Source organism: Xanthomonas sp. BRIP62409, from assembly GCF_003992965.1.
GTDB lineage: Bacteria > Pseudomonadota > Gammaproteobacteria > Xanthomonadales > Xanthomonadaceae > Xanthomonas > Xanthomonas euroxanthea.
Window position 1 is genome coordinate 15,061 of the sequence record NZ_QEZJ01000019.1, and the last position, 25,386, is coordinate 40,446.

Here is a 25,386-nt window from a genome sequence, read left to right on the forward strand (position 1 = left end):
GCTCCTACGTTGCGGCACGCTCAGTCGCGCGGATACACCGCCGCGACCATGCAACTCTGGCGCATCCGCGCAGCCAGGCCGCCGCGGGTGGTGCTCAGGTCGCCCTGCTGGCCGGATCCGGCAGCTGCGCCGGCAAGTGCCATTTCGTCGAGCACATCGACCTTGTCGCCGGGATTGCCGCAGATCGCATTCAAGCCCATGCCGGAGACGAAGCGAATCGGCGGCGCGCCGCTGAGTTCGCGGCAGCTGTCCATCAGTTCGACGCGGTAGTGGCGATGCGTGCCGGGGTGACGAGGCGACACTTCCACCACCAGCCCCTGGCCGTCTTCCGACCACGAACGCAGCATGCTGGGGTTGAAGCAGTAGCTGGACGAGCCGGCGAAATTGCGCCGGCGCGCTTCGCGCACGCTGACCCCGTCCAGGGTCGGGATAATGCTGTCGCGTTGCCGCGCCGCGCTGGCGTACTCGCGCGCACTCAAGCTGGCGATCTGGCTGACCGCGCAACGCTGCTGGCCCGAGCTCACGTATGCCGGTGCACCGTTGCAGACCCAGCCGTGCGCCGCCAGCAGGCTGGCATCGGCTTGTGCGGCCAGCTGCGGGCAGTCCTGCGCCAGGCTGATGCGGAACAGCCGTCCGCCTTGTTCGGCCACCGCCAGCGTGCGCGGATCGGCTTGATGCAGTTCCGTCACCTTGCGCGCATCCAGGCACTCGGCGTTCGGTGCGGCAGGGCGCAGCGGCTCGGCCGCTGCCGTGGAGGACGCGTAACCGAATAGCGTGCTGCCGAGCAGAACCGCAGTGAGTAAACGCATCACGCACATCCTTGGCAATGAGGGATGTCCGCATCATCTGCCAGGCAGGTCGCGCTGACAATCGCAGCAACGCGCGTCGGGTCGCGCGCTCAACAGCGCCGGGCGGGCGGCCAGCGCTCGGCACTGCCAGCGCATACGAGTGCCTGCCGATGCTGGGCTGCAAGCATGTGCGCGCGCAACCTCACGCGCTGCTTGCAACTCGCCGGCGCGATAACGCGGCGGAGCCTGCGCTCAGGGCGCCTCGGGCGGGTCCGAATCCAGCACCTGCAGCTTGCCGCCGGTGGTTTCGGGAAGGATGCGTTGATCGGTGGCGACCAACACCACACCCGGCGTCAGCAGCGGCAGCAGGCCGGCCAGGAATGCCGGCGGCACCTGCAGCCGGGCGATGGTGTCGGCATCCAGCGGCTGTCCTGCCGCGGCATTGCTGCCGGGGATGCCGATGCGCATCCAGTTGGGCATGCGTTGACCGGGCAGGCCAGGCACCTCGCCAGGCAGGAAGCCCTGGCCGACGATGAACGCCTGCGTGCCCAGCGGCGCGGCACCGGTCTGTGCGCGCAATGCCACCTGCGCGCGTCCGATTTCCACGCCGTTGCGATACACCACCAGCTGCTGATCGCTGCTGCTGACCAGCATCGAGATCGGGCCGGTGGGCGCCAGTTCCGGTTGCCACGCAAAGGTCTGGCCGTTGGGCAGCGGCAGCAACGCACGCTGCGCGCCGGTGGTGGGGTCGATCGGGCTGAGCGCGCGTGGATGCACCACCGCGTCGGCATCCACGCCGGCCTGCGCAACCACCACCACCATGCCCATGTTGGAGTTGTCGAACAGCAGCCGCGCGAATTCCGACGGCAGATGCACGCAGCCATGCGATTCCGGATACCCGGGCAGGCCGCCTGCGTGCAGGGCCACGCCGTCCCAGGTCAGGCGTTGCTGATACGGCATCGGCGCGGCGTTGTAGAGATTGGAGCGGTGGTCCTTGTCCTTCTGCAGGATGGTGAACACACCGGTCGGTGTCTCGTGCCCGGGCTTGCCGGAGCTGATGGTGGAAATGCCGATCAGGATGCCGTTGCGATACGCATAGGCGCGTTGCTCGGTGAGGCTGACGATCACCGCCATCGGCCCCCAGCCCTTGCTGACGCCGCCCCAGATCCATTCGCCCGGCTTGAGGTCGGCCGGCGCCGTTTCCGCAGGGCTGGACTGGCGCGCGCCCCAGAACGGCACGGCAGACGCTTGCCCGCAGATCAGCAGCGTGCAGAAGAGAACAGCAGTGAACAGGGGCCGCATCGGCAGTCCAGAAAACAGTGTCGGCATGATCCTAGCGGGGCCGGGTGCGCGCGTCATGTGGTTGCTGCCGATAGTGCGACGGTGCGAAGGCATCGGCGTTGCAAGCGCGGTGCCATGGATACGTATGCGTCGTCGCCAGCCTGTTGCGTAACACGCACAAGCGCGTGGTGTTGCGCGCTGGTTCAATGATTGAGTGGGCAGGTGCCCGATGGCCGCCGCATCGCGATCCGGCAGCAGGGCGCTTGGCGCATGCAAGACGCACGGGGCTGCCCGAGGCCCGGAGCCGCGCAGCGTGCATGGACGGACCGACCGACCTGTGGCAGCGGCTGCGCTCGCTTGATGCCGAGCGCAACCGGTGCGCCTTACAGCGGCTGATGAACATAGCGAGCCGTTGTCAGATGGGTGCGGATGGCGCGGAGGAACCGACGTGATGCCGGTTCCGCGCACCGGCCGCGCCCGCCTGACGGCGGCGCGGTAGTGCTGCAGCGCTCTTAGTCCGGCAGGGCGAGGTAGTCGATATAGCCCTTGGCACCGCCGCCGTACAGCGTGGCCTGGTCGACATCGGCCAGCGGGGCGTTCTCGCGCAGGCGACGCACCAGGTCCGGGTTGGCGATGAAGGGCCGGCCGAAGGCGATCGCATCGGCGTAGCCGCTGTCGAGGGCTTTCTCGGACAGTGCCTTGTCGTAGCTGTTGTTGGCGATCCAGGCGCCGTCGAACCTGGCGCGCAGCGCGGCGTAGTCGAAGGCGACGTTGTCGCGCGCACCGCCGGTTGCGCCTTCAATCACGTGCACGAAGGCCAGCCCGCCGATCAGGTTGAGACGCTCCACCGCACGTTCGAACAAGGGCTGCGGATCGGAGTCGTGCATGCCGTATACCGGCGTGACCGGCGACAGCCGCACGCCGGTGCGCTCGGCACCGATCTCGTCGGCAATGGCCTGCATCACTTCGGTCAGCAGGCGGGTCCGGTTTTCGATGTCGCCGCCGTACGCGTCGGTGCGCTGGTTGGAGCCGTCACGCAGGAACTGGTCGAGCAGGTAGCCGTTGGCCGCATGGACTTCCACGCCGTCGAAGCCGGCGTCGATGGCATTGCGCGCGGCGATGCGGTAGTCCTCGATCAAGGCGGGGATTTCGTCCAGCGCCAGCGCGCGCGGCTCGGAGACATCCTGGAAGCCATCCTTGGTGTAGGTCTTGCCCTCGGCGCGGATGGCGCTGGGCGCCACCGGCGATTCGCCTGGCGGCAGCACGCTGGTATGCGAGACGCGGCCCACATGCCACAGCTGCAACACGATCTTGCCGCCACGACGATGCACTTCGTTGGTGACCGCACGCCAGCCCTGGACCTGCGCGGCGGTGTGGATGCCGGGCGTATCCAGATAGCCCTGGCCCAGCGGGCTGATCTGCGTGCCTTCGGCCACGATCAATCCGGCACTGGCGCGTTGGCCGTAGTACTCGGCGGCGAGCGGCGAGGGCACCTGCCCGGCGACGGCGCGATTGCGCGTCAGTGGCGCCATGATCACGCGGTTGGCGAGATCCAGCGCGCCCAGGCGCACCGGTGAGAACAATGGGGATTCAGTGAATGTGGACATCAGCAACCAATTGGGTGTGGATCACGCGCCGTGCGCGACACCGCGCCGATCGCGAGTGCCCCCTAGCGATGGTGGCGGACCAAAGCGGATTCGAGCGATAGCGATAGGACACAGCGTCTTCTGTCGCGACGGGATCGGCCAAACTGTGCTGTGCTGGGGCCTGGCGCTGAATCGCAGCAGGCGCCGCGCTTTCGTCGATTGCTGCGTTGCACAATAATAAGCCGCCCCGTCATCCTGGAGTCGGGCATGTCCGATACCGATCTTTCAACGCCGCGTGTGTCCCGGCGCGATTACGTGCTGATCCTGTTTGCGTTGGCGATGGGTGGCTTTGCGATCGGCATCAGCGAATTTTCCACCATGGGGCTGATGACCCAGATCGCGCAGGGCCTGCAGATCAGCGAGCCGCAGGTCGGCCATGTGATCAGCGCCTATGCGCTGGGTGTGGTGGTCGGTGCGCCGTTGCTGGCGATTGTCGGCGCCCGCTGGCCGCGGCGCACCTTGTTGCTGCTGTTGATGGTGTTCTACGCGCTGGGCAATCTCGCCAGTGCGCTGGCGCCGAGCTACCACACGATGTTGCTGTGCCGGTTTATCGCCGGCTTGCCGCATGGCGCCTACTTCGGCGTTGCTTCATTGGTCGCCGCGTCGATCAGCCCGCCCAATCAGCGCGCCACTGCGGTGGGCCGGGTGTTGCTGGGCCTGAGCATCGCCTTGCTGGTGGGCAATCCGTTGGCGACCTGGCTGGGCCAGATCGTGAGCTGGCGTTGGGCCTACGCGGCGGTATCGGTGCTTGCGTTGTGCACGGTCGCCGCAGTGGCATCACGCTTGCCGCCCGCGCCGGACGAGCCGCGCCAACAGCCGCTGCGCGAGCTGCGGGCCTTCAACCAGCCGCAGGTGTGGCTGGCCCTGGCGATCGGCGCGGTGGGTTTTTCCGGCATGTTCTGCGTCTTCAGTTATCTGGCGCCCACCCTGACCGCAGTGACCGGCGTGGCGCCGGCGCGGATTCCGCTGGCAATGGTGGCGTTCGGTGTCGGCGGCGTGCTCGGCAGCATCCTGGGCGGCTGGCTGTTCGATCGCATGCAGTTCCGTGCGGTACCGGTGTTGCTGGTGTGGTCGGTGGTGGTGATGTTGACCTTCCCGTTGGCCGCGCAGTCGGGCCTGTGGGTATTCGTGTCGATCGTGGCGGTCGGCACCATGGGGGCGCTGGCACCTGCACTGCAGACGCGGCTGATGGATGTGGCCGCAGAGGCGCAGACCCTGGCGGCGGCGTCCAACCATGCCGCGTTCAATACCGCCAATGCGCTGGGCCCATGGTTGGGTGGCATGGCGATCACGGCCGGGTGGGGCTGGACCTCGACCGGCTACGTGGGCGCGGCCACTGCGCTGGGCGGCTTGCTGGTATATGCCCTGGCGGTCTGGCAGGAACGCCGGCAGCGGACGGCGCTAGCGAGCTGCTGAAGCGCAGCGGCTTGGGCGCGGTGGCACAGGCGGTTATCCGGCCGGCTCTGCCGCATGCGGCCGTTGCCGTGATGAGTGGCAGCATGGATAGCGGTCGTACCCGTCGCGATGCAGTTGCACATCCAGGATGCAGGGCTCCATCCACGGCCGACTCACGGCCCGACATCGAGACTGCATGCTTCATCGCGAGCGGACCGTACAGCGCCATGACCGACTTCACCCCACCTCCATGGAAGCGCCCGAAGCCCAAGGGGAGGTCCGCGTCCACGCCGCTGACCGCTGCCCAGAAAACCGCTGCCAGACAGCGTGCGGAGGAGGCTGGCCGGCCGTATCCCAATCTGGTCGACAACATGTGGGCGAGCCGGCAGCCGAAATAGCTTGACTCATTCTTGGCATCGATGAATCGCCATTCATTGCCTGCATGATCGCGTGAGGACAATCGCCACCGCACTCACATCTCGATTATGGGCGGCCCGCCAAGCTAAGGCCGTACACAACGCAATGCATGCAATCAATCCATTGATTGCCTCATCCCCCGAAAGCCAGCGCAAGCGCCTTTTCAACGCGCGCAGCGCTGGCCCATCGTAACCAGGAGCGACACATGAGCATTCAGAGCAAGACCGAGCACAGCCTCAACGACCTCATCGCCATTTCCCGCGACGGCAAGGACTTCTACGAAGAAGCTGCTGCCAAGGTGGGCGATGCAGAACTTGCAACGCTGTTCCGCCGCATCGCCGGCGTGAAGTCCGACATCGTCAGCAACCTGAGCAGCGTCGTCGCCTCGGTCGGTGGCAAGCCGGAAACCAGCGGCACCATGGTCGGCAGCATGCAGCAGTTCTACGGCAAGGTGCGCGCAACCCTGGGCGACACCAAGTATGGCTATGTGGCCGAACTGGAAGAGTCCGAAGATCGTCTGCTGAAGGCATTCGATGAAACCATCGCCGATCAGGACACCCCGGCCGCCGCACGCGACGCCGCACTGCGTCTGCTCCCGGAAGTGCGCGCCTGTCATGACGTGATGCGTAACCGCAAGCATGCGATGAAGAGCGCCGCATAACCTGCGTGCGTGACCCAGGCGCATCCCCGTGATGCAGCTTGTGGAGTGAACCGATAAAGGCGGAAACGGGCAGCGCGAGCTGCCCGTTTCTTTTTGTGCCACGCGCAGCCAGTGACACGCAGTTCTTGTTCCACGCATTGCGCGCGTTCCACGTCGTGGCGTGGATGTTGGAGGCGTGTCACGCACGCAGTTGGTCTGCTAGTATCCGCCGCCCTTCTTCCGGCAGGTCCGCGTACGCGGTCGTGGAATCAGCCCATGAAACAGCAGTTCCTGTACCTGTCCTCGGCCGAGGCGCAGCTGTCGCTTGGCCTTGGCGAGGAGAAGACCACCGAGCGCCTGTTCTTCGCGGTGATGGCCGATGCATCGACTGCCCAGCGCGCCGCGGCGATTGCCGATGGGCTGCTGCATGGTGGCCAGGTCGATGGCAGGCCGCTGGCGCGCGAACGCTTGCATGTGACCCTGCATCATCTGGGTGATTACGCGGGCGGCTTGCCGCCGTCGTTGGTGAGCCGCGCCAGTCAGGCGGCCGAGCGCGTGGCAATGGACGCGTTCGCGGTGGAGTTCGATCGGGTGGGCACCTTCGGGGGACGACGTTCGCAGCTGCCGTGCGTGCTGCGTGGCGAAGACAAGGTGCGCGGGCTGTACGAACTGCAAGGCGCGTTGGGCCGGCAACTGGCGCATGCGGGCATTGCCGGCGATGCGCAGTACACGCCGCATATGACGCTGCTGTATTGCAACCAGTTGTTGCCGCAACGGCGCTGCGAGGCGCTGGCGTGGACGGTGCGGGAGTTCGCGCTGGTGCGCAGCTTTCTTGGCCAGTCGCGTTACCAGCTCGAAGGGCGGTGGTCGCTGCGCTGATGCGCGGGCAGGTGCGTCCACGGTAGCCTGCGTGCATGGACGCCACCACCACACCACTGCCATTGCAGCCGCAGCACCTGGCTGCGCTCGAACAGGCCTATGCCACGCCGCCGCGCGCCTATCACCACTTCGGTCATGTGCGCGCGCTGCTGCAGCATTACGCCGAGGTCGCCGCCGGGCCGGGCTGGCAGCAGCCGGTCGAAGTCTGGTTGGCGGTGCTGTTCCACGATGCGGTGTATCAACCCGGGCGCAGCGACAACGAGGCGGAATCGGCCAGGTGGGCGGCGGACTGCATCCCGCGCTGGTGGCCGCAGGTGTCGGTGGATCTGCAGCGCGTGCAGCACCTGATCCTGCTGACCGCACGCCACGGACAACTGCAGCCGGCGGATGTCGATGCCGAAGCGGCGTTGTTCCTGGATTGCGACATGGCGATCCTGGCCGCACCGGCGGCGGTGTTCGATGCCTACGACCAGGCCATTGCCGTCGAATACCGCGGGCATGTGCCCGGCCTGTTGTTCCGGCTCAACCGCAGGCGGTTCCTGGCCGGCCTGCTGGAGCGTCCGCGCATCTTTCTGAGCGACGATTTCCATGCGCGCTACGACGCTGCGGCACGGGCCAATCTACGGCGGCGGCTGGGGCGCTGACCCGGCACACGGGGCCAGGCGGTTCATCCGGGCGCGCTGGTGGCGCACGCTACAATGCGCACATGCACGACCGCGTCGCTCCCGATCATGATCCACGCCCGCAGCCGCCCGAGCCGCCTGCACCCAACGAGTGCTGCGAGAGCGGTTGCCCGTTGTGCGTGCACGATCTGTACGCGGAGGAACTGGCGCGCTACCGGCAGGCGTTGGCCGCCTGGGAAGCGCGGCAGCAGGCACATGCGCGATAAGCGAAGCGCCGCGCTTCGCGTGGCCGCCCGGAGCGATTATCTTTGAACCACTCTTTCCGATGGTGCGACATGCGACGACTTGAGATGTGGAGCGCGCTCTGCGGCGCGGCGATGTTGACGCTATCGGGCATGGCGGCTGCGCAGACGACGCAGCCAGTGAGCCACGGCCGCTTCGAGCAGGTGCCGGTGCTGATGCCCAAGGGCGAGCCGCAGCGCGTGGTGATCTGGCTGACCGGCACCGGCAACAACGTCAAGCGGCAGACGCAGGCGGAAAGCCTGCGTGCCGATGGCGCGATGGTGGCGATGGTGGATACCGCGCATCTGTATGCGGTGCTGCGCAAGGCCGGCGGCACCTGCGCGTTCTCGGTCGGCGATGTGGAGAATTTCTCGCGCTACGTGCAGGCCTTCTACCACGTGCCCACCTACCGCCTGCCGCTGCTGGTCGGCGACGGCGAGGGGGCCGCGCTGGCCTATGCGATCGGGGCGCAAGCCAAGCCGCATGTGCTGGCCGGCGTGCTGACCGATGGGCTGTGCCCTGCCACGGTATCCGATCAGGCGATCTGCCAGCCGGGCGTGCGCCCGGGCAGCAACACGCTGCTGCCGGTGCCGTTGCAGATTCCCTGGGTGCTTGCCGGGAGCCAGGACAAGCGTTGCCCGGCCGCCGCCGAAGACAGCTTCCTCAAGCAGGTGCCGCAGGCACGCACTTTTACGCGTTCGGCGCGGGGCGACATCCTGCCGGGCCTGCGCGCTGCGGCACGCTCGCTGGGCGAGCAGAAGGGCGTGGCCTTGCCGCCACCGCCGGGCGGGCTGGAAGATCTGCCGGTGGTGGAAGTGCCGGCCAAGCCGGACGGCGACAGCGACGACGACACCTTCGTGATCTTCGTCTCCGGCGATGGCGGCTGGGCAGGCCTGGACGAAGAGGTGGCCGATGCACTGGCCGCGCAAGGCATCCCGGTGGTCGGCCTGGATTCGTTGCGTTACTTCTGGACCGAGCGTACACCGCAGGGCTTTGCGACCGACCTGGATCGCATCGCGCGTTTCTATGCGCAGCGCTGGCAACGCCAGCGGGTGGTGCTGATCGGCTTCTCGCAGGGCGCGGACGTATTGCCGGCCGCGATCAACACGCTGCCGGCGCAGACCAAGCAGAACCTGCGCATGACCGCGCTGTTGTCGGTAGGCAAGCTGGCCGATTACGAATTCCACGTCAGCAACTGGCTGGGTTCGGACGACGATGGCCTGCCGATTGCGCCGGAAGTGCAGCGACTGCCCGCCGGCACCACCGTCTGCATCTACGGCCAGGACGACCAGGATGCGCTCTGCCCGAGCCTGCCGACACAGGCCGCCAGGCGGGTCGCGCTGCCGGGCGATCATCACTTCAAGGGCGATTACGCGACCCTGGCCAAGGTGATCATGGAGCAGTTGCACGCTCTGTCGAAGCCATAAGCAAGCAGTGCATTTTTGCCCATGCGTCAGCCGACTTCCGGCTGACGCATGTCGACAACCTGGTCGTCGCCGTTCGGTTCGGCCGCCAGCAGCCTGGCGGGCGCTTGGCATTTTTCTCCGCGACCGACAGCAACCGGCGGTGCTTGCGCGCGTGTCGGCGTGGGACCTTGAGCGGCATGGATGCCGCGCCAGAGCCTACAGGGACGTACTTGCGGCGTGTCCCACGCCGGTACGCGTGCAAGCGCCCGCAGCAGACCGAAGCATTCGCATGAAGCGGACGGATTTAGTGCGCAATTGATCGGTGTACGGAGTCGGCCGGTGGCGCGGCGCCGCATCCGGTGTCGGGACACGCCGCAAGTACGTCCATGTAGGCTCGGTGGCGGCATCCATGCCGCCACACGGTCCCGCCCCCGGACGCGGCACCACGCTCCCAATTTCGCTACCGCTCACCACCAAGCAATGCCTTCAGGCACAGGCGCAGGCACACGTGCAGGCGCCCACCGCAGACCGACGCATTCGCATGAAAACCGCAGGCCCTGTGTGGTGTTACTCCTGGCGGCCGGGATCCACCGAGATCAATCGGGTGACATCCAGCAATGCGGCCGGCAGATGCATGCCGCCCGGCGCGACCAGGTAGCGCGGGCGCCAGGTCGGGGCGAACTTCGATTTGAAGCGACGCAAGCCGCTGAAGCCATAGAAGCGCTCGCCGTGACGCGCGACCAGGCTGGCGAAGCGATTCCAGCGGCCGGCCAGGCGATGCTCGGCCAGGCCCGACAGCGGCGCCATGCCCAACGAGAAGCGCGTATAGCCGTTGGCTTGCCCCCACAGGAACAGCTCGATGAACAGGAAATCCATCGTGCCCTTGGGCGCCTGCGCGCTGTGCCGCATCAGGTCCACCGACAGCTCGCCGCCGGCCGGCGCTTGCCACACGTTGGCGAAGGCCACGATCTGGCCTTCCGCCTCGGCCACCGCCACCGGAAAGCGGCGCAGATAGTCCGCATCGAAGCTGCCCAGCGAGAAGCCCTTCTCTTCGCCGGATTTTTCTTCCAGCCATTGCTCGGACACTTCGGTCAGGCGCGGCAGTACCGCATCCACCTGCTCGGGCTGCAGCATGCGGAAGGTCAGGCCGCCGCGCTTGCCGCGGTTCCAGGCCTGGCGCAGGTCGGCGCGGTCGCGGCCTTCCAGGGTGAAGCCTTCCAGCGGCACGATCGCCTCTTCGCCCAGTTTGACCAGGGTCAGGCCCATGTCCAGATAGGTCTGCCAGTATTTTTCGCCGACCTGGTAGAACACCGGGCGCAGGCCCATATGGTCGGCCTCTTCGCGGAAGCGCCAGATCAGTGCGCGTGCGACCTCGGGCGTGCCGACCGGGTCGCCCATCGAGATCAGCGAGCCGCCGTAACGCTGCATCATCACAAACCCACGTCCCTGCTCGTCGAGCAGGAACGCCTTGTCGCCGGTCAGCGCCAGGCAGGCCTGGGTGTCGGTACTGCTGGCCAGGACCGGCGCCAGCGTCTGCAGGGTCTGCGCATCGGCGGCCGGCATCGGGCGGCGGCCGCCACGCAGCAGGCGCGCCATGCCGAACACGATCACGCCCACGCACAGGATCAACGCCGCGCGCAGCGCACGTGGCGCGTTGGCCGAGGTGGCGAATTCCCACCACAGGTCGTTGCTGTATTCGACATGGCTGTAGACGAAGAACAACAGCCAGAACGTGGCCACCAGCACCAGGCCGAGGTTGCTCAGCCAGCGCCACGACCAGGCTTCGTCCAGCAGCGCGCCCTGGCGGTAGAACTCGCGCCGTGCCGCCCACAGCGCGACCGCGGCCAGCGCCGCCGACAGCGATACCGAGATATGGCTGCCGCGCAACAGCGACAGCGGCGGCAGCAGGATGCACACGCCCAGTGCCAGCACCCAGGCCGCATGGCTGCGGCGTTGCAGGCCCTGGCCGATCAGCAGCAGCACCATGCCGCCCAGGCTGACCAGCAGATGCGAGGTCTCGATCAGCGGCAGCGGCGCCACTTCCTGGCGCGCGCGCGGGGTCGGCAAGGTGCCGTCGATGACCAGCGCCGCGCCCACCGCAAACACTGCCAACGCCAGGATCTGCGGCAACCAGGGGCGCAGGGCCTTCCACACGGTGCGTGCGGTGCTGGCGCTGGCGCGCACCGGTGCGCCCAGGCCGGAGGCTGCCGCCATCGCCACCGAGATCAGCAGCGGCACGATGTAGTAGGTGACCCGGTAGGCCAGCGCGGCGGCCAGCACCGCAGCCGGGGTGACATGCGGCAACAGCTTGAGCAGGCTCCACTCGAACACGCCCAACCCGGCCGGCACCGTGGAGATCAGCCCGGCGACCACCGCCACCAGCCAGATCCCGATGAAACCGAAGTAGCCGGTACCCGGGTCCGGCGGCAGCAGCACGTAGAACGCGGCAGCCGCCAGGCCCAGCTCGACCACGCTCAGCGCGGTGACGCCGAGCACCGTGGTGCGGTCGGGCAACCAGAAGCGATGACTGCCAATCCCGAATTCGCGGCCCTGCCTGCCAACCAGTCCCAGCATCGCAACGTAGCCGACCAGCAAGGCGATACCGGCGATGCGGATGCCTTCTGCGGTGATCGGCAGTGCGCGCGCGGCCGCTTCCGGTTCCAGCATCAGCGCCAGGCCAAGCAACACCCAGGCGCCGAAGACGAAGCCCAGTGTGCTCATCAGCACCACCTGGCCGATCTCGGCCAGGGTCAGCCCGACGCTGCCATAGCCGCGCAGGCGAACTGCGCCGCCGGTGAGTGCGGCAAAGCCCAGCGTCTGCCCCACCGCGTGCGCCATGAAGGCGGTGATGCCCACGCGCGCCGGGTGCAGCCGCTTGCCGGTGCGCTTGAGCCCGACCCAGTCAAAGCCCACCAGACAGGCGTAGCTGCTCAAGCCCAGCAGCAAGGTGAGCGCGATCTGGCCGGCACCCAAGGCACGGAACGCCTGGCGGATCTGCCGATAGCCGTGGTCGGTGAATTGTCCCGACAGCGCATGCAGCGCCATCGCCAGGATCGCCAGGCTGATGATCACCGGCAAGGCGCGGCGCCAGCCGCTGGCCGGCGCTTGGGAAGACACGGAGGTATCCGTCATGAGGGAAACGGGATCTGCTGGAGGGGAAGAAGGGCACATGCATGGTGCGTGCCGCGCGGGCGATTGGTCTGCATGGGCCGGTCGGTGTCAAGGTACATGCAGGGTGATCGCGTGGATGCCCAATGAGGTGAACGCAGGCTTCGGTCGCGCCGACAGGTGTCGGCTCAGGACGGCCGCGCGCATCATAGGGCATCGCCGCGACCACGTGCCGCAGGCGACCCACCTGGACACGATGACCGTTGCACCACAGACAGGCAATTGATGGACGATCGACACCACACCGGCACCGCGATGCCGCCCGGGCCGTCGTGCCCGCCACGCTGGGCCGGGCAGGCCGGCGCAGTCGCCGCCTGCACGGGCATGGCCTTCATTGGATTGATTCTGCTGTTGCAATGGCTGCGTGGGGATCTGGACTGGATCGACGCACAGCTCAGCGCCTATCTGCACGGCGACCACGGCCTGCTGTTACGCACGGCCTATTGCGTGCTGGCTGCCACGATGGCGTGGATGGCGCCGGGCCTGCAGGCGGCACTTGCGCCGCCCGCGCGCAGCCGCACGGTGGTGGCGCTGTTCTGGAGCGCGGCGCTGGGGCTGAGCATGGTGTCGATCGGCGATAGCTGGATGCCGGAGCTGGCGCCCGACGCGGCCATGCTGGTGCATCTGCTCTCGGCCGACATGACGTTTCTGTGCGTGATCGCGGCGGTGTTGCTGCAATCGTGGTATTTCCGCCGCGACCGGGTGTGGCGAGGCCGCTTCACCACTGCGTTCGGCCTGGGGCTGAGCGCATTTGCGGTGTTGCTGGTCCACGTCACGGTCAGCAGTGTGCCGCTGGGCATCAGCCAGAAGAGCGCCATCGTGCTGATCGTGGCCTGGATGGTGCGGGTGGGGGCGTGGTTGGCGCAGCACCCGCGCGCCGGGGCTGCACGTTTGCCGCATTCGCGGGACAATGCCCGGGTCAATCAACCGTAGGAAGTCTGAAATGTTGCAGCGATTCGAAACGGGTCCGCGGATGTCGGAAATGACCGTCCATGGCGGCGTGTGCTATCTGGCCGGCCAGGTTGCCGAAGACACCAGCGAAGACATCACCGGGCAGACCCGCCAGGTGCTGGGCGAAATCGACAAGCTGCTCGCGCAGGCGGCCAGCGACAAGACCAAGATCCTGCGTGCGGAAATCTTCCTGGCCGACATCGCCGATTTCGACGGCATGAACGCGGCCTGGGACGAATGGGTGCCGCACGGCTTCACCCCCGCGCGCGCCACGGTCGAAGCCAAGTTGGCGCGGCCGGAATGGAAGGTGGAAATCGTGATCACCGCTGCGGCGAGCTGACCGCAGGGCGGCGCGCGGTCGCGGGGCGATCGCGCGCGCCGATGGCATCGTCTTCGTGCATGCGTTGCGCATCGCATCGCAGCGTTGCCAGCAGACAGTGCAAACCCCCGGATGGCGCGCTGGCATGGCCATGGCGCCAACCCGCCTGCCGGTGCGCCGGCACGACCGGAAAGCCGGAATATTCGCGTTCACCCATGCGGGCCGCGATGGCGTCTCGGGCCGCGCGCGGTGATCAGCGTTTGACGAAGCGATAGTGCGCCACGCCCCACTCGCGACCCTGGTCGTAACCGAACAATTCGGCGCAGGCCAGCCAGAACATCCGCCAGCGCTGCCACCAGCGCTGCGCATCCTCGCCGTAGGTCTGCTTCAGCAGCGGCATGATCTGCGCGCGGTGGCGGTCCTGGTTCTCCAGCCAGGCGTTGGCGGTTTTTTCGTAATGCTCGCCCGACAGCACCCAGCGCTGTTCGATCACCACGTCCTGCTGGAAATGCAGCAGGGTATCGGCCGCCGGCATCAGCCCGCCGGTGAAGAAATGCCGCCCCATCCAGTTGTCTTCGCCGGCCACCTCGAACGGGTAGGCCAGGTCGCGATGGCAGAAGATATGCACGAACAGCTTGCCGCCCGGCGCCAGCCAGCTGCCGACGCGCGCCAGCAGCTCGCGGTAATTGCGCATGTGCTCGAACATCTCCACCGACACCACGCGGTCGAAGTTGCCCGGCGGCAGCGCCAGCGCGTTGACGTCGGCGGTGATGACCTGCACGTTGCTCAATCCGCGCACCCGGCATTGCTCCAGGATGTGCGCGCGCTGCGGACGCGAGTTGGACACCGCGGTGATGGTGGCGCCGGGATAGCGCTCGGCCATCCACAAGGTCAGCGAGCCCCAGCCGCAGCCCAGCTCCAGGATGCGTTGGCCGTCGGCCAGTTCGGCGCGCTCACCGTACAGCCCCAGCATGCGTTCTTCGGCCGCATCCAGATCCGGCGTGGTGGCGTCCCAGTAGCAGCTGCTGTACTTGAGCCGGCGGCCCAGGCACAGGGTGAAGAACTGCGGCGGCAACTCGTAGTGCTGGCGATTGGCGGCATCGGTTTCGATCGCGATCGCGCTGGCACGCAGGCTGTCGATGAAGGCACGCTGGCGCTCGCCGCTGGCATCGGCACCGCCGGTGCGCTCATCGCGCAGGCGCTGCGCGCACAACCGGCGGATGCCGTAACGCAATGCGGCGTCGGGGAGCACGCCGGATTCGGCCAGCCGGGTCGCGACGGATTCTTCGGGCAGCGAGGAGGGCGGAACGGTGATGGTGGACATACGACTCTCCAGGCGACTCAGGAAGAAGGGGGAAGCGGGAAAAACGCGCTAGTGCTGCGCTGGTACTGCGCATAGTCCTCACCACGCGAGCGCAGCGCCTGCTGCTCGGTGTAGGGAATGCCGGTGAAGCGATACAGGAACACGAACATCACCACTGGCCCCAGCGCGGCCAGGGCGAGCGGCCATGGCCCGGCACCGACGGCCAGCGCCAGGTAAGCGAACCAGTGCACGAACTCGAAGAAGTAATTGGGATGCCGCGAATATCGCCACAAGCCGCTGCGGCAGGTGACGCCGCGATTGGCCGGGTTGGCCTTGTGCGCAGACAGTTGCCGGTCGGCCAGGGCTTCGCCACCGACCGCGATCAACCACACCGCGATCGCCAGCGTGCTCCACACGCTCCAGGCCGGCTCCGGGTTGCTGGCAGCGGCCAGAAACGGCACACAAAACAGCACCACCACGACTGCCTGCGCCAGGAAAAAGCCCAGGAACTTGCGTTGGTCGCCGTTCCAGTGCTCGCGCAAGGCACGATAACGGCCATCTTCATGCGGGTCGCCAAACACACGCACGCCCAGATGCAGCGCCAGGCGCGCGCCCCAGACACCGCCGAGCACGGCGACCAGCACGCGCGGCAGCAGCGCGCCATCCGACATCCACGCGCAATATGGCGCAGCCAGGGCCAGGCACGCGGCCCACAGCACATCAACCGGGCCGGCATTGCCGCTGCGGCGTTGCCACAGCCAGCCGACCACCATCACCACACTCGCAAACACGCCCACATGCAGCAGCGGCCAGGCATTCATTGCAGTTCTCCCCTCGGATGGTCAGGCGATGGTCGCGCCAGGCGGCGTGCATACAGCGACAACACCCCGCAGGCCAGGCCCCAGCCGATGCCGACCGCGGCCACCGCCTGCAGCTGTGGCGGCCGGAATTCCACCGCCTGCCAGCCGCGGTGTGCCAGCCAGTACGAAAACGGACCGAAAATCGCGCCCAGCAGCACCGCCAGCCACGGCCGCTGCATCACCGATGCCAGCGAATGGTTGAGCGTGAGCGCAAAGCCCAGCCACAACGCCAGGATCCAGGCCGGCGCCAGCAACGTGCCCGGCCACGGCGCGGCGTAGCGCACCCAGCCGCCCGCCGCCAGCGTGGTATCCAGCAGCAGGCCCAGCGACAGCGCGGCGACCAGCAGCTGCGGATCGCCCGGCGCTCGCCGCGACGGCCACAGCTGATACAGCGCAAACAACGCCAGCACCAGCAGGGTGGGCCAGATGCGCGCCTGCGCGGCCGCGCTGACGGCCACCAGCCACAGCACCTGCAGGCCCAGATAGTTGCCGAGCTGCCGCATGCGTCCGCTCAAAGGCCAGGCACGAACTGCGGCGGACGTGCGCCCGGCTTGCTCAGCCACAGATGCACATCGCCGATCGAGCGCTCCAGGAAACCGGCCTCGCAATAGGCCAGGTAAAACTCCCACATGCGGATGAAGCGCTCGTCATAGCCGAGCGCGCGCACCTGCGGCAGCTGCGCCATGAAGCGCTGGCGCCAGGCGCGCAGCGTCAACGCGTAGCTCGGCCCGATGTCTTCCAGGTTGAACAGGCGCAGGTCGCTGGCGCGTGCGATCGCGCCGGTCATCGCCGCCACCGAGGGAATGAAGCTGCCGGGGAAGATATGCCGCTTGATGAAGTCCACCGAGCGCAAGGCCTGCGCATAGCGATGGTCCTCGATGGTGATGGCCTGGATCAGCGCCTGGCCGTCGTCGGCCAGCAGGCTGCCGACCTTGGCGAAATAGGTGTCCAGATACTGATGGCCGATGGCCTCGATCATCTCGATCGACACCACCCGATCATAGCGGCCGTCCAGATCGCGATAGTCGCGCAACAACACCGTGACCCGGTCGCTCAGGCCGGCCGCGGCGATGCGCTGGGTGGCCAGTTCGAACTGCTCGCGCGAGATGGTGGTGGTGGTGACGCGGCAGCCGTGCGCGCGTGCGGCGTGCAGCGCGAAGCCGCCCCAGCCGGTGCCGATTTCCACCACGTGGTGCTGCGGGCCGAGCTGCAGTTTCTGGCAGATGCGTTCGAGCTTGCGTGTGGCTGCGCGCTCCAGGGCCGCCTCGCCCTGGGCCTCTTCGCCGTCGACGAAGATCGCCGAGGAATACATCAGGTTCTCGTCGAGAAACAGGCGGAACAACGGGTTGCCCAGGTCGTAGTGCGCGGCGATGTTGCGCCGGCTGCCGCTGCGGGTATTGCGTGCGAACGCATGCAGGCTGCGCATCGCCCAGCCGCCCAGCCGCGCGGTGCCGGTTTCCATGGCATCCAGGCGGTCGCGATTGCGCAGCAGCAGGCGCATCAACGCGACCAGGTCGTCGCAGTGCCACTGCCCATCCATGTACGACTCGCCGGCACCGACGCTGCCGTTGAGCGCGGCCTGGCGATAGAAGCCGGGGTCGATGACACGCAACTGCACCTGCAGCGCATCGGCGCCACTGGCGTTGCCGAGGGTGGTGACGCCATCGGCTTCGTGCAGCTGCAATTGTCCATCGCGCAGCTCGCCGAGCGTGGCCAGCAGGCGCTTGCGCAACAGGCGGTCCGTCCAGGAAGCCGCGCGCGGCGCAGCGGTGTCGGGCAGGGACGTGGCGTTCATCGGGGTTCTCGCACAGGCGGATGAGGGTGATCGTGGACCGGGTTGCCGCGCAGCCACAGGCGCAGGGCCTGCCAGTGGATGGCCAGCACCACCTGCACGGTCATCAAGGGATAGGCCAGCAGCGTGCGTGCCAGGGTGCGCGCGTTGAGCGGCTGGCGCTGCAGGACCAGGGTGGCATCGAAGCGGCGTGCACCGCTGCCTGCGCCATCGGCCTCGGCCGCGGGGCTGCCGCCCGGCGCGTCGCCGCCAGGCGCATCCAGCACGTCCATATGCACGCGCAATTGCGCCTCGGGCACGCTGAAACGCCAGTCGTACTGGTGCTGCATGCCCATGAAGGGCGAGACGTGGAAGCGCTTGTCGAAGCGCCAGGCATGCACCTGGCGATGCGTGCGCGCCTGCGCGACCGGCAGCACGTAGGTGTGGCGCTGCTGCCACGGCGTATTGGTGATTTCCGCCACGACCCAGCGCAGGCCCCCGTGGCGATCGAAGCAGTAGTAGAAGCTGACCGGGTTGAACACATGGCCGAAGTAGCGCAGATGCGTGAGCAGGCGGATCGCGCCATCGGGGCGCTCGCCGGTCTGGGCCTGCACGCAGTCGCGCACCGCCTGGTCCAGCGGAATGTCCGGGTCACCGAGATAATCGCTGCGCCGGAACTGCGCCAGATTGGCGCGCCCCACCGACCATAGCCAGCGCCGCGCAAACACCACATCGAGCTCGGACAGATCCAGGTACATCAGGAACAGCCGGTAGCGAAACGCCAGTGGCCTGGGCGCAAACCGCCGGTGCCGCACCCAACCGGTGTAGATCGCGCTGTGCATCGCACCCACCCCGCTGACGGCACCGCTGTCCTCGCCGGGAGGCAGCGGTACCGCATCGGGGCTGGCGTCGCGCAGCAGCTGCATCACCAGTCCACTCCCAGGCCATGGGCCACATCCACGCCGCTGCGCAGGCCGTCTTCATGGAAGCCGAAGCCCCAGGCCGCGCCGGCAAACCAGGTGTGCTGCACGCCCTGGATCTCGGCCTTGCGCGTCTGCGCGGCGAGGGCGGCCGCGTTCTGCACCGGGTGGCGGTAGCGCATGCGCCGCAGCACCTTGTCCGGGGCGATGTCGTGGTTGCGATTGAGGCTGACGATGAACGGCTGCGGCGCGTTGAGCGACTGCAGGGCGTTCATCCAGTAACTCACCGTGCACGGCGCCTGCGGGTCGGCCGGCACATGCGCATTCCACGCCGCCCAGGCGCGGCGATCGCGCGGCAGCACGCTGGCGTCGGTGTGCAGGACGGTGTCGTTGTCCTGGTAGGTGATGCCGCCCAGGACCTGCCGCTCGGCTGCGGTGGCGTCGCTGAGCAAGGCCAGCGCGTCGTCGGCATGGCAGGCGAGCACCACGTTGTCGAAGTGCTCTTCGCCACGCAGGGAACTGAGCACCACGCCGTTGGGCGCGCGGCGGATCGCATGCACTGGCGTGGACAGGCGCTCGAGCACCTGCCAGCGCCGGCGCAGCGCACGCACGTAGCTGCTGGATCCACCACGCACCACCTGCCACTGCGGACGCCCGCTGAGCTGCAGCATGTGGTGGTTGGCCATGAAGCCGATCAGCTGGCCCATCGGGAATTCGAGGATGCGCTGCGAGGGCGATGACCACAGTGCCGAGGCCATCGGCACCAGATGCTGGTCGCGAAACGCCGCCGAATACCCATGCCGCTGCAGATACGCGCCCAGCGTGCTGAAGCGCTCCTGGCTGTGCAGCACCGCCGGCGCCTGCCGATAGAAGCGACGCAGGTCGGCCAGCATGCCCCAGAAGCGCGGGCTGAGCAGATTGCTGCGCTGGCAGAACAGCCCGCCCAGGCTGCCGGCGTTGTATTCGAGCCCGCTGCGCGCGTCGTGCACCGAGAAGCTCATCGTGGTCGGCTGCGCGGCCACGTCCAGCTCGGCGAACATGCGCGTGAGCAGCGGATAGTGCTGCGGGTTGAACACGATGAAGCCGCTGTCCACCGCATAGCGTTGGCCGTCCAGCTGGATGTCGTGGGTGTGCGTATGTCCACCCAGATAATCGGCGGCCTCGAACAAGGTGACCTCGTAGCGGCGCGACAGCAGCCACGCCGCGCCCAGGCCGGCGATCCCGCTGCCGACCACGGCAATCCTGCCCTCGCTCATCGGCTCACCCGCTCGGCACGTTGCGTGAGCGATGTCGGCATCGGCTTGAGGTCCCAGACCAGGCCCACCCACGACATCGCGGTGAGCCCGTACCAGGTGAGGTCGTACTCCCACCAGCGCAGCCCCTGGCGCGCCGAGCCGGGAAAGAAGTGGTGATTGTTGTGCCAGCCTTCGCCGAAGGTGAGCAGCGCCAGCAGCCAGTTGTTGCGGCTGTCGTCGCGGGTGTCGAAACGCCGGCTGCCGAAGCGATGTGCCAGCGAATTGATGGTGAAGGTGGCATGGAACAACGCCACGGTGGAGATCACAAAGCCCCATACCAGCAGTTGCGCGCCGTTGGTCTGCAACGCGGGCGCGGCAACCGCCAGCCAGTCGCCGAGCAGGTATAGCCCGGTTGCCAGCAACACCGGCATCACGATGTCGAAGCGGTCCAGAAAGCGCAGCTCGGCAAAGCGGCGCAGGTCCGGGATGACCTCCCAGTCGGTGCGGAAGTTGCGCGGGGTCAGGAACCAGCCGGTATGGCTCCACCAGAAGCCGTGCTGCGCCGGCGAATGCGGATCGCGGCCGGTGTCGGTGTGGCGGTGATGATTGCGATGATGCGCGGCCCACCACAGCGGCCCGCGCTGCACGCAGGTGGCGCCGATGGCCGCGAACACGAACTGCAGCACGCGTGAGGTCTTGAACGCGCGGTGCGAGAAATAGCGGTGGTAGAACCCGGTCAGCGCAAACATGCGCAGCGCGTACAACGCCACCGCCATGCCGACCGCGAACCAGGACGCACCGACCCACAGGACCGCCAGGCAGGCCAGGTGCAGCGCGATGAAGGGCAGGGCACGCAGCCAGTCGATACGGTCTGCGCGTGCTTCGTCCAGCGGTTCGTCGGTTTGCGAATCCACCCAACGACGCAGGCTGCCGGTACGCGCTGCGATCCACCCACGTCGGCGGGTATCGGCAGGCTGCGGCGGCGCGGCATGTGGGTCAAAGCCAGTACTCGGCACGCGTGGTTCTCCGTGTGTAGTGGTGACCCTTTACGGACGCTGCCGGTAAACAGATGCACCAGCGCGTTCGATCGTCGCATGCGTGCGCGCGCTTGGCGTGCCGGTGCGAACGAATCGCGCAATTGCGCACACATTGAACCTCGCCAGCCAGGGGTGACGCAGATGAGGCTGTTGCGCGCCTGACGCCGCCTGCAACGTGGTCGCAGGCGGCGTCAGGCGCGCCGGATCAGGGCGCCATTGCCAGCGTGCTGATGCCGCCCTTGGCCACCACGGTACCGGTGGCGACGCCGCCCGGTGCACCGCCCGGCGGCTCCAGCGTCACTGCCAGGATGGCCTCGTTGCTGAGCATGGGCATCAGCTGGTCGGGAATCTGCGCGCGGCGTGCACGCTGGTCGTCGAAGGTGCCCATCGAATGCGCCTTGCCGTCCGGCGTGATCAGCCACAGCTCGGGTACCTTGTCGGCGGTGGCGGTGCGATCCAGCGGCGTCACCGTGATGGTGTGCTTGTCGGCATCCATCAATGCGACATAGCCGGGGCGGCCGTCTTCGGTGGCCAGCGTGGAGGTCATCGCAATGCCGGTCGCCGGCGCGGTGGTGGCCGCCGGCGGCGTGACCGGTGTCTGTACCACTGGCCCGGTGCCCTGCGGCGGCGATACCGGTGCCGGTGGCGTGCGCAGGTTCAACAATGCCAGCAGGCACACGGCCGCGGTGGCCAGGCCGCCGGCGCTTGCCCAGCGCCAGAACCGCACACTGTTCCACACCGCTGTCGTTGGCGCGCCTGCCGGCGGCGCCGTCGACGGCGCGGGGGGCACTGCGTGCAGTGGCGTATCGAAGCCGAGGGTCTGGCGGATGCGTGCCCAGACCTGGCCGGGCGGCGTCACGGCGGCGATCTCGTCCAGCAACGGCGCCAGATGTTCCTGCCACTGCGTCACCGCCTGCGCAAACTGGCCGTCGGTGGCGACGCGTTGTTCGGCAGCCAGGCGCTCGTCGGCGCTCAACAGGCCCAGCACGTATTCGCCGGCAAGCACGTCGCGCGGCGGTTCCTGGTCGATGGGAAAGGGCGTGCTCATCGTTCCAGACATGCCTTGAGTTTGGCCAGACCGCGGCGGATCCAGCTCTTGACCGTGCCGATCGGGGTGTCGGTGCGCGCGGCGAGTTCTTCGTAGGTGATGCCGTCGAAGAACGCGGTGCGGATCAATTCGCTGCGCGGCGGTTCCAGCTCCGCCAGGCAGTGGTCGATGCGTCGGCGCGTGCTGGCGCGCTCGGTGCGCTCCAGCGGCGAGGCATCGCTGGCGCGCAATTCGCCGGCATCGTCCAGCGCCACGTTGCGGCGTTGCGGGGCATTGGCGCGCAGATGGTCGATGGCCTTGTTGCGCGCAATCATCGCCAGCCAGGTGAGCCCGCGTGCACGGGTGGGATCGAACTGCCCGGCCTTGTGCCAGATCAGCGTGAACACGTCCTGCAGCACCTCTTCGGCTTCGGCACGGTGCGGGATCATGCGCAGGCACACCCCGAACAGTTTGGGCGAGGTCTGCCGGTACAGCGCTTCGAAGGCATGCCGGTCGCCACCCGCGGTCGCGGTCAGCAGTCGTCCGGTTTCATCGTCGTCGTGGCCAGGGATGGCACTCATGCGGTCGGGCGTTTTTTGAGGTGGGGGCGATGCTACCGGACTGGGCGGACGCTGTCCTTCACTTGCGCTGCTGAAACCACAGCAGGACGGCAGCGAGCAGCAACAGGATCTCGACGCCGGCCAATGCCACCGTGGGCGCGGAGACCGGCCACAGGCGCGCCAGCGAGACGCTGCGGAACAGCACGATCGGCACGTAGAACGCGAGTGCGACCAGCAGGCCGGTGCGCGGTTGATCGATCCACGCGAAGTAGCCGAACAGGAACGCCATGCCCAGCTGCAGGCCGCCATAGATGACCAGGTATTCCGATTGCCCGGCCGGCGAGAGCTGGGTGTAGCCCACGGCATTGGCGGTCTTGGCCGGCGAGAGCGTGCACCAGATCGCCAGCACGACGTAGAGCACTGCGTTGATCCAGAGGTAGGCCTTGGCCATGGCGATGGTCCTGTATGGGGAAGAGGTGACCGGGCCGTTGTACGCAACCGCGCGTGGTCGAACGTGAAGATGGCGCGGACCTGGTTCACGGGGCGCTGCAGCTCTTGGCCAGCGGCTGCTCGCGCGCCTGGCGCAGCTCATCGGCGCTGACCGCACGCGCAGCGGTGTCCGGAAAAACGATGCGCACATGCGGATAGCGGCCGCGCTCGTCGCGCAGATTGCCCACGCCGCGGAATTGCAGCAGACGTTTGTCGGCGATCGAATAACGCACTTCGAGCGCGGGCACTGCCGCGCCGTACCACGCATCCAGGCTCAGGCGAAAACGGCGCTGGCCGCCGGTATCGTCGATGCGCTCGACACGGAATGCCAGCTGGCGTTGCAGGCTTGGCAGCACGAAGTCCACGCGCTGCGGCGTGCCGGCAAGCGCCTCCCAGTGGCTGCGCAGGTATGCATCGAAGCCGGCATCGATCACGCGCGGGCCGTCGTCGGCCGGCAGTGGCGTGCGTTGCTCGGCCTTGCCGGGTTCCTGCTGGAACATCTCGCGCACGCCGTCGCGCTGACGCACGCCCTGGCGATAGCCGTCGCGGCCGTCGATCAGGCTGAAGTCGGGCGAGCTGCCGCCGCCATCGACCTGCTTGCGCGCAAACGGGCGTCCGTCGGCGCAGCGATACAGCACGACGCGCCCGCCATCGTCGAGCAACCAGTGCGACTCGCGATAGCGCAGCGCGCCGCTGTCGTCATCGAAGGCATCGCCATCCACACGGGTGACTGCCGCCGCACTCAGCGGCAAGCCGCCCAGGACCAGCAGCAGCAACGGCGGAACCGGTCGGCATACGCTGGCGAGCGCGGCAAGGGCAGCGGCGAGTGGACGCATCGGCGGATTCCTCGATGGAAGTGCCTACCAATACGAGCGCATCCGCAGTGCGGATGCGCCGGATGCGTCAGGACGTTCCTGACACGGTGTCGTACCTGGAGGCCAGTGCCACGGGTTTGGGGCGTTGGGCGCTGCCCAGAGCGCAGGTGCGTGCATGGGATTGCCCATGCCGCGCCGGTCGCGCGCGAGCGGCCAGGGCGAGGGCGAGGGCGCAGCCGGGTGCGGAAGCCGGGGCGTGGACACAAGTCTGCCGGCTCAGGGGGCCGGCCGCGAGCACGCACGCGTCGTGCAGGCACGGATGGCGTGCAGACATCGCGGTGCAGGTGGCACCGCCGATTCCGGGCGGGGCGCGCCTGGCACCTGCGCCGCTCGTCCGGCCAGCGGTCTAGCCGCTGGCGCGCAACACGATGCAATCCACCGGGCAGGCCGGCAGGCAGAGCGCGCACCCGGTGCACAGCGGCGCGATCACCGTATGCATGTGCTTGGCGCCGCCGACGATCGCATCCACCGGGCAGGCCTGGATGCACTTGGTGCAGCCGATGCAGTCGGCTTCGACGATCCACGCCACCTGCGCCGGTGTCTGCAGGCCGCGCGTGCGGTCGTAAGGGCGCGCGGGCACCTGCAGGACATGCGCCAGCGCACGCGCACCCGCATCGCCGCCGGGCGGGCAGTGATCGACATCCGCTTTGCCGTCTGCCATCGCTTGCGCATACGGGCGACAGCCGTCGTAACCGCACTGGCCGCACTGGGTCTGCGGCAGCAGGCGGTCGAGGCGTTCGACCAGGTCGGGCGATGCGGCGGGCGTTGCGGTGTGCATGTCAGTGCAGCAGCTTGCCGCGATACCAGCGCTGCTGTGCCAGCGCCAGCATCGGCTTGTCTTCACGGCTGTCGCCGTAGGCATGCACGCATTCGTATTGCGACAGGTCATAGCGCAGGCGGATCTGCGCGGCCTTGCGCGGGCCGCAATCGCCTTCCGCATAGCGCCCGCTCAGCACGCCGGCGTGGTGTTCCAGCTTGTTGCAGATCAACGACAGGTCATGCTGCGCGCACCACGGCTGCAGGTACAGGTCCAGCGAGGCCGACACCAGTACCACTTCATGCCCCTGCGCCTGATGCCAGTCGATGCGCTGCATCACCTCGGCGCGCAGCACGCCCGGCAATGCAGTGCGCGCGAAATCGGCGCCGTGCGCGGCCACCTCGTCCAGCAGGCGATCACTGAACACGATGCGGGTGACCCGCGCGCGCAGCGCCGCAGCCGACACCATGCCCAACCGATACCCCAGCACCCATGGGCCGACCTGCCACTTCGCCGTCGCCAGCTGCGCGGGCGTGGCCACCTTGCGCAGGAAGCGCGCATAGCTGTCGCAGGTGGTGATGGTGTGGTCGAAGTCGAACAGGGCCAGGTGCATGAGGGGCTGGGATTGGGCAGTCGGGAGTGGGGATTGGTTAACGGCGCGGCGTCTGCTTTCCCTTCTCCCACAGGGAGAAGGTGCCCCGCAGGGGCGGATGAGGGGACGGGCCAGGCACTGGTGTCAGGTCTCCCTCAACAATCA

At 67.8% G+C, this 25,386-nt stretch carries 25 protein-coding genes and 1 other RNA gene; 8 read left to right on the plus strand and 18 right to left on the minus strand.

From position 1 onward, the window contains the following. Window positions 1-20: 20 nt before the first annotated feature. The 4 genes from EO170_RS08295 to EO170_RS08310 all read right to left on the minus strand — a co-directional run bounded on the left by EO170_RS08295 (window position 21) and on the right by EO170_RS08310 (window position 3,676). Window positions 21-809, minus strand: a complete 789-nt coding sequence (locus EO170_RS08295; protein ID WP_241239399.1) for a hypothetical protein — start codon at window positions 807-809, stop codon at window positions 21-23. Between the two features lie 231 nt (window positions 810-1,040). After that, entirely contained in the window at window positions 1,041-2,096 is a 1,056-nt protein-coding gene (locus EO170_RS08300; RefSeq protein WP_126944308.1) for a L,D-transpeptidase, read from the minus strand. Between the two features lie 363 nt (window positions 2,097-2,459). After that, a non-coding RNA gene (locus EO170_RS08305) (sX9 sRNA) lies at window positions 2,460-2,522 on the minus strand. 59 nt (window positions 2,523-2,581) lie between these two features. Next, the gene (locus EO170_RS08310; RefSeq protein WP_126944033.1) at window positions 2,582-3,676 is read right to left on the minus strand and encodes an alkene reductase; all 1,095 of its coding nucleotides are present in this window, start codon (window positions 3,674-3,676) and stop codon (window positions 2,582-2,584) included. Between the two features lie 246 nt (window positions 3,677-3,922). Here EO170_RS08310 and EO170_RS08315 point away from each other — a divergent pair, with 246 nt between their 5' ends. From EO170_RS08315 to EO170_RS08345, 6 genes are all read left to right on the plus strand, one after another. After that, window positions 3,923-5,131 (plus strand): MFS transporter, encoded by a 1,209-nt coding sequence (locus tag EO170_RS08315; RefSeq protein WP_164739067.1) that lies wholly within the window; start codon window positions 3,923-3,925, stop codon window positions 5,129-5,131. Between the two features lie 601 nt (window positions 5,132-5,732). Then, the gene (locus EO170_RS08325) at window positions 5,733-6,188 is read left to right on the plus strand and encodes a PA2169 family four-helix-bundle protein (RefSeq protein WP_016903501.1); all 456 of its coding nucleotides are present in this window, start codon (window positions 5,733-5,735) and stop codon (window positions 6,186-6,188) included. A 255-nt stretch (window positions 6,189-6,443) separates the two neighbouring features. Continuing rightward, window positions 6,444-7,046, plus strand: coding sequence for an RNA 2',3'-cyclic phosphodiesterase (gene thpR, locus EO170_RS08330; protein ID WP_126944036.1), 603 nt, complete (start codon window positions 6,444-6,446; stop codon window positions 7,044-7,046). Between the two features lie 35 nt (window positions 7,047-7,081). After that, entirely contained in the window at window positions 7,082-7,690 is a 609-nt protein-coding gene (locus EO170_RS08335; protein WP_126944039.1) for a hypothetical protein, read from the plus strand. A gap of 62 nt (window positions 7,691-7,752) precedes the next feature. Continuing rightward, window positions 7,753-7,935, plus strand: coding sequence for an oxidoreductase-like domain-containing protein (locus EO170_RS08340; RefSeq protein ID WP_104648309.1), 183 nt, complete (start codon window positions 7,753-7,755; stop codon window positions 7,933-7,935). Between the two features lie 69 nt (window positions 7,936-8,004). Then, window positions 8,005-9,378 carry an AcvB/VirJ family lysyl-phosphatidylglycerol hydrolase gene (locus tag EO170_RS08345; protein ID WP_126944042.1) on the plus strand — a complete coding sequence of 458 codons (1,374 nt, stop codon included), beginning with the start codon at window positions 8,005-8,007 and terminating at the stop codon, window positions 9,376-9,378. Between the two features lie 546 nt (window positions 9,379-9,924). Here EO170_RS08345 and mprF read toward each other — a convergent pair. Next, window positions 9,925-12,489, minus strand: coding sequence for a bifunctional lysylphosphatidylglycerol flippase/synthetase MprF (gene mprF, locus EO170_RS08355; RefSeq protein WP_126944048.1), 2,565 nt, complete (start codon window positions 12,487-12,489; stop codon window positions 9,925-9,927). Window positions 12,490-12,750: 261 nt separating this feature from the next. On the opposite strand from mprF, the gene EO170_RS08360 reads away from it, so the two are divergent. Together EO170_RS08360 and EO170_RS08365 are read left to right on the plus strand one after the other, a co-directional pair. Further along, entirely contained in the window at window positions 12,751-13,458 is a 708-nt protein-coding gene (locus tag EO170_RS08360) for a DUF998 domain-containing protein (RefSeq protein ID WP_115676573.1), read from the plus strand. A 10-nt stretch (window positions 13,459-13,468) separates the two neighbouring features. Next, entirely contained in the window at window positions 13,469-13,816 is a 348-nt protein-coding gene (locus EO170_RS08365) for a RidA family protein (protein WP_104583431.1), read from the plus strand. Between the two features lie 232 nt (window positions 13,817-14,048). On the opposite strand, the gene EO170_RS08370 is transcribed toward EO170_RS08365, so the two are convergent. The 13 genes from EO170_RS08370 to EO170_RS08430 form a co-directional block, all read right to left on the minus strand. After that, the gene (locus EO170_RS08370; protein WP_126944051.1) at window positions 14,049-15,119 is read right to left on the minus strand and encodes a cyclopropane-fatty-acyl-phospholipid synthase family protein; all 1,071 of its coding nucleotides are present in this window, start codon (window positions 15,117-15,119) and stop codon (window positions 14,049-14,051) included. A gap of 17 nt (window positions 15,120-15,136) precedes the next feature. After that, a complete protein-coding gene (locus tag EO170_RS08375; RefSeq protein ID WP_126944054.1) occupies window positions 15,137-15,919 on the minus strand; it encodes a DUF1295 domain-containing protein in 783 nt (260 codons plus the stop codon). Then, the gene (locus EO170_RS08380) at window positions 15,916-16,461 is read right to left on the minus strand and encodes a DUF2878 domain-containing protein (protein ID WP_126944057.1); all 546 of its coding nucleotides are present in this window, start codon (window positions 16,459-16,461) and stop codon (window positions 15,916-15,918) included. The genes EO170_RS08375 and EO170_RS08380 overlap by 4 nt, the downstream gene beginning before the upstream one ends. Before the next feature lie 8 nt (window positions 16,462-16,469). Further along, entirely contained in the window at window positions 16,470-17,753 is a 1,284-nt protein-coding gene (locus tag EO170_RS08385) for a cyclopropane-fatty-acyl-phospholipid synthase family protein (protein WP_126944060.1), read from the minus strand. Then, a complete protein-coding gene (locus tag EO170_RS08390) occupies window positions 17,750-18,655 on the minus strand; it encodes a DUF1365 domain-containing protein (RefSeq protein WP_126944062.1) in 906 nt (301 codons plus the stop codon). The genes EO170_RS08385 and EO170_RS08390 overlap by 4 nt, the downstream gene beginning before the upstream one ends. Further along, complete coding sequence (locus EO170_RS08395; protein WP_104583424.1) at window positions 18,655-19,905, minus strand: FAD-dependent oxidoreductase; 1,251 nt, start codon at window positions 19,903-19,905, stop codon at window positions 18,655-18,657. The genes EO170_RS08390 and EO170_RS08395 overlap by 1 nt, the downstream gene beginning before the upstream one ends. Beyond that, window positions 19,902-20,900: a fatty acid desaturase gene (locus tag EO170_RS08400; protein ID WP_115676578.1), complete on the minus strand. Its 999-nt coding sequence runs from the start codon at window positions 20,898-20,900 to the stop codon at window positions 19,902-19,904. The genes EO170_RS08395 and EO170_RS08400 overlap by 4 nt, the downstream gene beginning before the upstream one ends. A 226-nt stretch (window positions 20,901-21,126) precedes the next feature. Further along, on the minus strand, window positions 21,127-21,969 hold the full coding sequence (locus EO170_RS08405; protein ID WP_164739068.1) for an anti-sigma factor: 843 nt from the start codon (window positions 21,967-21,969) through the stop codon (window positions 21,127-21,129). Beyond that, window positions 21,966-22,529, minus strand: coding sequence for a sigma-70 family RNA polymerase sigma factor (locus EO170_RS08410; RefSeq protein ID WP_104583421.1), 564 nt, complete (start codon window positions 22,527-22,529; stop codon window positions 21,966-21,968). The genes EO170_RS08405 and EO170_RS08410 overlap by 4 nt, the downstream gene beginning before the upstream one ends. Before the next feature lie 58 nt (window positions 22,530-22,587). Then, window positions 22,588-22,959, minus strand: coding sequence for a DUF4345 family protein (locus tag EO170_RS08415; protein ID WP_104648322.1), 372 nt, complete (start codon window positions 22,957-22,959; stop codon window positions 22,588-22,590). 85 nt (window positions 22,960-23,044) lie between these two features. Beyond that, entirely contained in the window at window positions 23,045-23,833 is a 789-nt protein-coding gene (locus EO170_RS08420; RefSeq protein WP_126944068.1) for a hypothetical protein, read from the minus strand. 385 nt (window positions 23,834-24,218) lie between these two features. Continuing rightward, window positions 24,219-24,650 (minus strand): Rnf electron transport complex subunit RnfB, encoded by a 432-nt coding sequence (gene rnfB / locus EO170_RS08425; protein ID WP_104583418.1) that lies wholly within the window; start codon window positions 24,648-24,650, stop codon window positions 24,219-24,221. 1 nt (window position 24,651) lies between these two features. After that, window positions 24,652-25,242, minus strand: coding sequence for an HAD family hydrolase (locus EO170_RS08430; RefSeq protein ID WP_126944071.1), 591 nt, complete (start codon window positions 25,240-25,242; stop codon window positions 24,652-24,654). Window positions 25,243-25,386 lie beyond the last annotated feature (144 nt).

What these genes read in the sequence shown, in the direction of transcription:
- EO170_RS08295 (WP_241239399.1), bottom strand. Translation starts at nt 809, where the DNA reads ATGCGTTTACTCACTGCGGTTCTGCTCGGCAGCACGCTATTCGGTTAC.
- EO170_RS08310 (WP_126944033.1), bottom strand. Translation starts at nt 3,676, where the DNA reads ATGTCCACATTCACTGAATCCCCATTGTTCTCACCGGTGCGCCTGGGC.
- EO170_RS08315 (WP_164739067.1), top strand. Translation starts at nt 3,923, where the DNA reads ATGTCCGATACCGATCTTTCAACGCCGCGTGTGTCCCGGCGCGATTAC.
- EO170_RS08325 (WP_016903501.1), top strand. Translation starts at nt 5,733, where the DNA reads ATGAGCATTCAGAGCAAGACCGAGCACAGCCTCAACGACCTCATCGCC.
- thpR (WP_126944036.1), top strand. Translation starts at nt 6,444, where the DNA reads ATGAAACAGCAGTTCCTGTACCTGTCCTCGGCCGAGGCGCAGCTGTCG.
- EO170_RS08335 (WP_126944039.1), top strand. Translation starts at nt 7,082, where the DNA reads ATGGACGCCACCACCACACCACTGCCATTGCAGCCGCAGCACCTGGCT.
- EO170_RS08340 (WP_104648309.1), top strand. Translation starts at nt 7,753, where the DNA reads ATGCACGACCGCGTCGCTCCCGATCATGATCCACGCCCGCAGCCGCCC.
- EO170_RS08345 (WP_126944042.1), top strand. Translation starts at nt 8,005, where the DNA reads ATGCGACGACTTGAGATGTGGAGCGCGCTCTGCGGCGCGGCGATGTTG.
- mprF (WP_126944048.1), bottom strand. Translation starts at nt 12,489, where the DNA reads ATGACGGATACCTCCGTGTCTTCCCAAGCGCCGGCCAGCGGCTGGCGC.
- EO170_RS08360 (WP_115676573.1), top strand. Translation starts at nt 12,751, where the DNA reads ATGGACGATCGACACCACACCGGCACCGCGATGCCGCCCGGGCCGTCG.
- EO170_RS08365 (WP_104583431.1), top strand. Translation starts at nt 13,469, where the DNA reads ATGTTGCAGCGATTCGAAACGGGTCCGCGGATGTCGGAAATGACCGTC.
- EO170_RS08370 (WP_126944051.1), bottom strand. Translation starts at nt 15,119, where the DNA reads ATGTCCACCATCACCGTTCCGCCCTCCTCGCTGCCCGAAGAATCCGTC.
- EO170_RS08375 (WP_126944054.1), bottom strand. Translation starts at nt 15,919, where the DNA reads ATGAATGCCTGGCCGCTGCTGCATGTGGGCGTGTTTGCGAGTGTGGTG.
- EO170_RS08380 (WP_126944057.1), bottom strand. Translation starts at nt 16,461, where the DNA reads ATGCGGCAGCTCGGCAACTATCTGGGCCTGCAGGTGCTGTGGCTGGTG.
- EO170_RS08385 (WP_126944060.1), bottom strand. Translation starts at nt 17,753, where the DNA reads ATGAACGCCACGTCCCTGCCCGACACCGCTGCGCCGCGCGCGGCTTCC.
- EO170_RS08390 (WP_126944062.1), bottom strand. Translation starts at nt 18,655, where the DNA reads ATGCAGCTGCTGCGCGACGCCAGCCCCGATGCGGTACCGCTGCCTCCC.
- EO170_RS08395 (WP_104583424.1), bottom strand. Translation starts at nt 19,905, where the DNA reads ATGAGCGAGGGCAGGATTGCCGTGGTCGGCAGCGGGATCGCCGGCCTG.
- EO170_RS08405 (WP_164739068.1), bottom strand. Translation starts at nt 21,969, where the DNA reads ATGAGCACGCCCTTTCCCATCGACCAGGAACCGCCGCGCGACGTGCTT.
- EO170_RS08410 (WP_104583421.1), bottom strand. Translation starts at nt 22,529, where the DNA reads ATGAGTGCCATCCCTGGCCACGACGACGATGAAACCGGACGACTGCTG.
- EO170_RS08415 (WP_104648322.1), bottom strand. Translation starts at nt 22,959, where the DNA reads ATGGCCAAGGCCTACCTCTGGATCAACGCAGTGCTCTACGTCGTGCTG.
- EO170_RS08420 (WP_126944068.1), bottom strand. Translation starts at nt 23,833, where the DNA reads ATGCGTCCACTCGCCGCTGCCCTTGCCGCGCTCGCCAGCGTATGCCGA.
- rnfB (WP_104583418.1), bottom strand. Translation starts at nt 24,650, where the DNA reads ATGCACACCGCAACGCCCGCCGCATCGCCCGACCTGGTCGAACGCCTC.
- EO170_RS08430 (WP_126944071.1), bottom strand. Translation starts at nt 25,242, where the DNA reads ATGCACCTGGCCCTGTTCGACTTCGACCACACCATCACCACCTGCGAC.